The sequence below is a fragment of the Nocardiopsis protaetiae genome (assembly GCF_045446735.1).
Classification (GTDB): Bacteria; Actinomycetota; Actinomycetes; order Streptosporangiales; family Streptosporangiaceae; genus Nocardiopsis; species Nocardiopsis protaetiae.
Genome location: NZ_JBJJBV010000452.1, coordinates 1 through 3,204 on the forward strand (window position 1 = coordinate 1; position 3,204 = coordinate 3,204).

3 protein-coding genes are annotated in these 3,204 nt (G+C 73.0%); 2 read left to right on the top strand and 1 reads right to left on the bottom strand.

The window, feature by feature from the left end:
* The first annotated feature begins 135 nt into the window (after positions 1 to 135).
* Complete coding sequence (locus ACJOT3_RS33695) at positions 136 to 855, top strand: hypothetical protein (RefSeq protein WP_406977180.1); 720 nt, start codon at positions 136 to 138, stop codon at positions 853 to 855.
* An 81-nt stretch (positions 856 to 936) separates the two neighbouring features.
* Here ACJOT3_RS33695 and ACJOT3_RS33700 read toward each other — a convergent pair whose 3' ends face one another.
* On the bottom strand, positions 937 to 2,172 hold the full coding sequence (locus ACJOT3_RS33700) for a DUF349 domain-containing protein (RefSeq protein WP_406977181.1): 1,236 nt from the start codon (positions 2,170 to 2,172) through the stop codon (positions 937 to 939).
* 465 nt (positions 2,173 to 2,637) lie between these two features.
* Here ACJOT3_RS33700 and ACJOT3_RS33705 point away from each other — a divergent pair.
* The coding region (locus ACJOT3_RS33705; protein WP_406977182.1) for an MBL fold metallo-hydrolase at positions 2,638 to 3,204 on the top strand (567 nt) is incomplete at its 3' end.

The window sequence follows — 3,204 nt, forward strand, 5'->3', positions numbered from 1 at the left end:
CGACCCGAGGGGTCGTCCGCCCCCTCGCCGTATCTCCTCACCGCCTGGCCCCACTGCATGGCGCAACCCCAAAACGAACACTCCGTGTTATCAAGTAAATACAGATAGTAATGTGCTGTACGCGGAGGAAGCACCATGGCCGTAGCTGCGGCGATGGCGGCGCTGGGCCTGGCGGCCCTCGCCGCCCTGCCGGGAATCCAGGAGCCCGACCCGGCGGAGGCCCGGGAGGTGGTCCCCGGAGCCGAGACCCTGCACGTGTCGCTCACCGAGACCGCCGAACGCGAGCGGTTGTCGCCGGGGGACCGGGTGGAGTACACGATCGGCGTCCGCAACTCCGGGGCCGGGGCGGTGGCCGAGGCGGAGATCGTCCACCACCTGCCCCCGACCATGCGCTACGTCACCGGCCCGGAGGGCGCCGAGGTGGACGGCGGCCGCGTCGTCTGGACGCGGCCTTTGGAGGCGGGGGAGCGGACCTCCTTCACCGTCACCGGGGAACTGGCCGCGCTCCCCGAGGGGGCCGCCCGCCCGGTCGCCACCGCGTGCCTGCGCCCGGAGCCCGGCGGCGTGCTCGCCTCCTGCGCCTCACGGGAGCACGAGGTGCGCAAACCGCTGGCCCCGGCCTGGGTCGGGGCGGTCACCGCGGGGGTGGGGCTGCTCGCCCTGGCCGGCGGGGGCACCGCGCTGTACCTGCGCACCCGCAGGCCCAGACCCGCACCGCCCGCGCTGTCCGAGCCCACCGACCAAGCACCCGCCGACCACACTCCCACCGACCGCGCCCCCACCGACCAGGCCCCGGGGCCGGAGCCCGACACCCTCCCCGGGGCCACCGTCCACCATCTGGACGTGTACCGCTGACGGAAGGCACGGCCGGGAACGGCGAAGGGCGGGCCCCGCGTCCTCCACGGACACGGGACCCGCCCGGGCGATCGGGGGGCGTCAGCTCAGGTCGCCGAGCGCCTTCTCCGCCTCGGCCAGCCAGGAGCGGCGGGCCTCCAGCGCCTCCTCGGCCTCCTTGACGCGACGGGCGTCGTTGTTCGCCCGCGCCTTCTCCAGCTTTTTCTCCAGGTCGGCGATCGCCGTGGCGAGCTGCGCCACCGTGGCCCGGGCGCGCGCCTGGGCCTCGGGGTTCTTGCGCTCCCACTCGGACTCCTCGGCGCGGCGCACCTCGTCCTCGATCTGGCGGAAGGCGCCTTCGAGCCGGTCGCGCGTGTCACGCGGCAGCTCCCCGGCCTCCTCCCAGGCCTCCTGGAAGTCGCGCAGCCGGGCATGGGCCCGGCGCGGGTCCGAGATCAGCCCGCGGATCTCCGTCTGCGCCTCGGCCAGGATCTTCTCCTTGGCGTCGGCGTTGACCCGCAGCTCCGCGTCGCGCTCGGCGAAGACCGCGTTGCGGGCGTCGAAGAACGTGTCCTGGGCGGCCTTGAACCGGGCCCACAGGCGGTCCTCGCTGGCCCGGTCGGCGCGGCCGGTCCGCTTCCACTGCTGCATCAGGTCGCGGTAGGCGCGGGCCGTCTCACCCCACTCGGTGGAGCCGGACAGGGCCTCCGCCTCGGCGACGATGCGCTCCTTCTCGGACCGCACCGACTCCCGCTCGTGGTCCAGGTTGGCGAAGTAGGCCTTGCGGCGCTTGGAGAAGGAGTTGCGCGCCGCCGACATGCGCTTCCACAGCGCCTGCTCGGTGGGGCGGTCGGCCCGCGGGGCCTTCTTCCACTCCTCGATCAGCTGGAGCATCCGCTCGCCGCCGGACTTCCAGTGCGTGGTCTCGACGGCGACCCGCTCCGCCTCGGCGACGATGCGCTCCTTGATCTCGCGCGCCTCGCCGCGGGCCCGCTCCTGGGCCTGCTTCTGCTCGACCTTGCGGGTCTCGGCGCGTCCGGCCAGCGCGTCCAGCCGGCGGGTCAGGGCGTCCAGGTCGCCGACGGCGTGCGCCTCCTGTACGGCCGAGCGCAGCTTGTCGATGTTCGACATCGCGGCGGCGGCGGACAGGTCGGTGGTGTTGAGCCGCTTCTCCAGCAGCTCAACCTCGGTGACCAGGGAGTCGTACTTGCGGCGGAAGAAGGCCAGGGCCTCCTCCGGCTCCCCGGCCTGCCACGATCCGACGACCCGCTCGCCTTCGCTCGTGCGCACGTAGACCGTGCCGTCGTCGTCTACGCGGCCCCAAGGGTCCGTGGTCACCGTGTCCTCCTGCTGTCATGAACCCGCCGAAGAGCGGGTTCTGGTCGTCGCGGTGTCCCTCGCCGATCCGTGATGGAAACCACTGTGCTGACCACGGTATCCATCCGATTCGATGATGACGGCGCGCCGTGTCTCATCCGTCCGGGCGGGCATTTCCGGTCGCCCGCCATCGGTGTCCCCCTCGTGCCGGTCCGGGGCCGAGAACCGACGGCCCGCTTTTCTCGAAGAGGCGCAGGTCGGGGCCCGGTGCACATGGGACGGTGCCCAATATGGCATTACCACGCGCTTTGGCAAAGAGTCCGGGCGTGTGCGGTGATCGAATGGTGATCAAAAGAGCGCACACGTGTGCTCTTCCGGTCGCCCCGGCCCCGTTCGCGTCGGTAGGCTCTGAGTTATCCGCGGGCGACACCCTTGACGGCCCGCGGCCCGCGCACCATCCGACCCACGAACAGGACGCCACCCGCCGTGCTCATCGCCGCGCTACCCACCGGACCCCTCGCCGCGAACTGCTACGTCCCGGCGGCGGCCCCGAACGGTGAGTGCGTGATCGTCGATCCCGGGCAGGACGCGGCCGAGCCCGTCGCCAAGGCCCTGGCCGAGCACCGGCTGGCCCCCGTCGCCGTGCTGCTCACCCACGGGCACTTCGACCACGTGTGGTCGGCGGCCGAGATCGCCGACGCCCACGGCATCCCGGTGTACGTGCACGCGGCCGACCGCGCCCTGTTCACCGACCCCGGCAGGGGAGTGGACGGCGCCTTCGCCGCGCAGCTGGCCGCCCTGCTGGGCCCGGGCCCCTACCGCGAGCCCGCCCGTGTGGTGGAGGTCTCCGACGGCGAGGTCCTGTCCCTGGGCGGTGTGGACTACACGGTCGCCCACACCCCGGGGCACACCCCCGGATCGGTCGTCTACACCACCCGCAGCGACGACGGCGTCCCGGTGATGTTCGCCGGCGACCTGGTGTTCGCGGGCTCCATCGGCCGCACCGACTTCCCCGGCGGCGACCCGGCCGCCATGGCGCGCAGCCTCGTCGGC

Bases quoted from the DNA above. Each gene is read 5' to 3' on its own strand.
- ACJOT3_RS33695 (WP_406977180.1), top strand. From the start codon at position 136: ATGGCCGTAGCTGCGGCGATGGCGGCGCTGGGCCTGGCGGCCCTCGCC.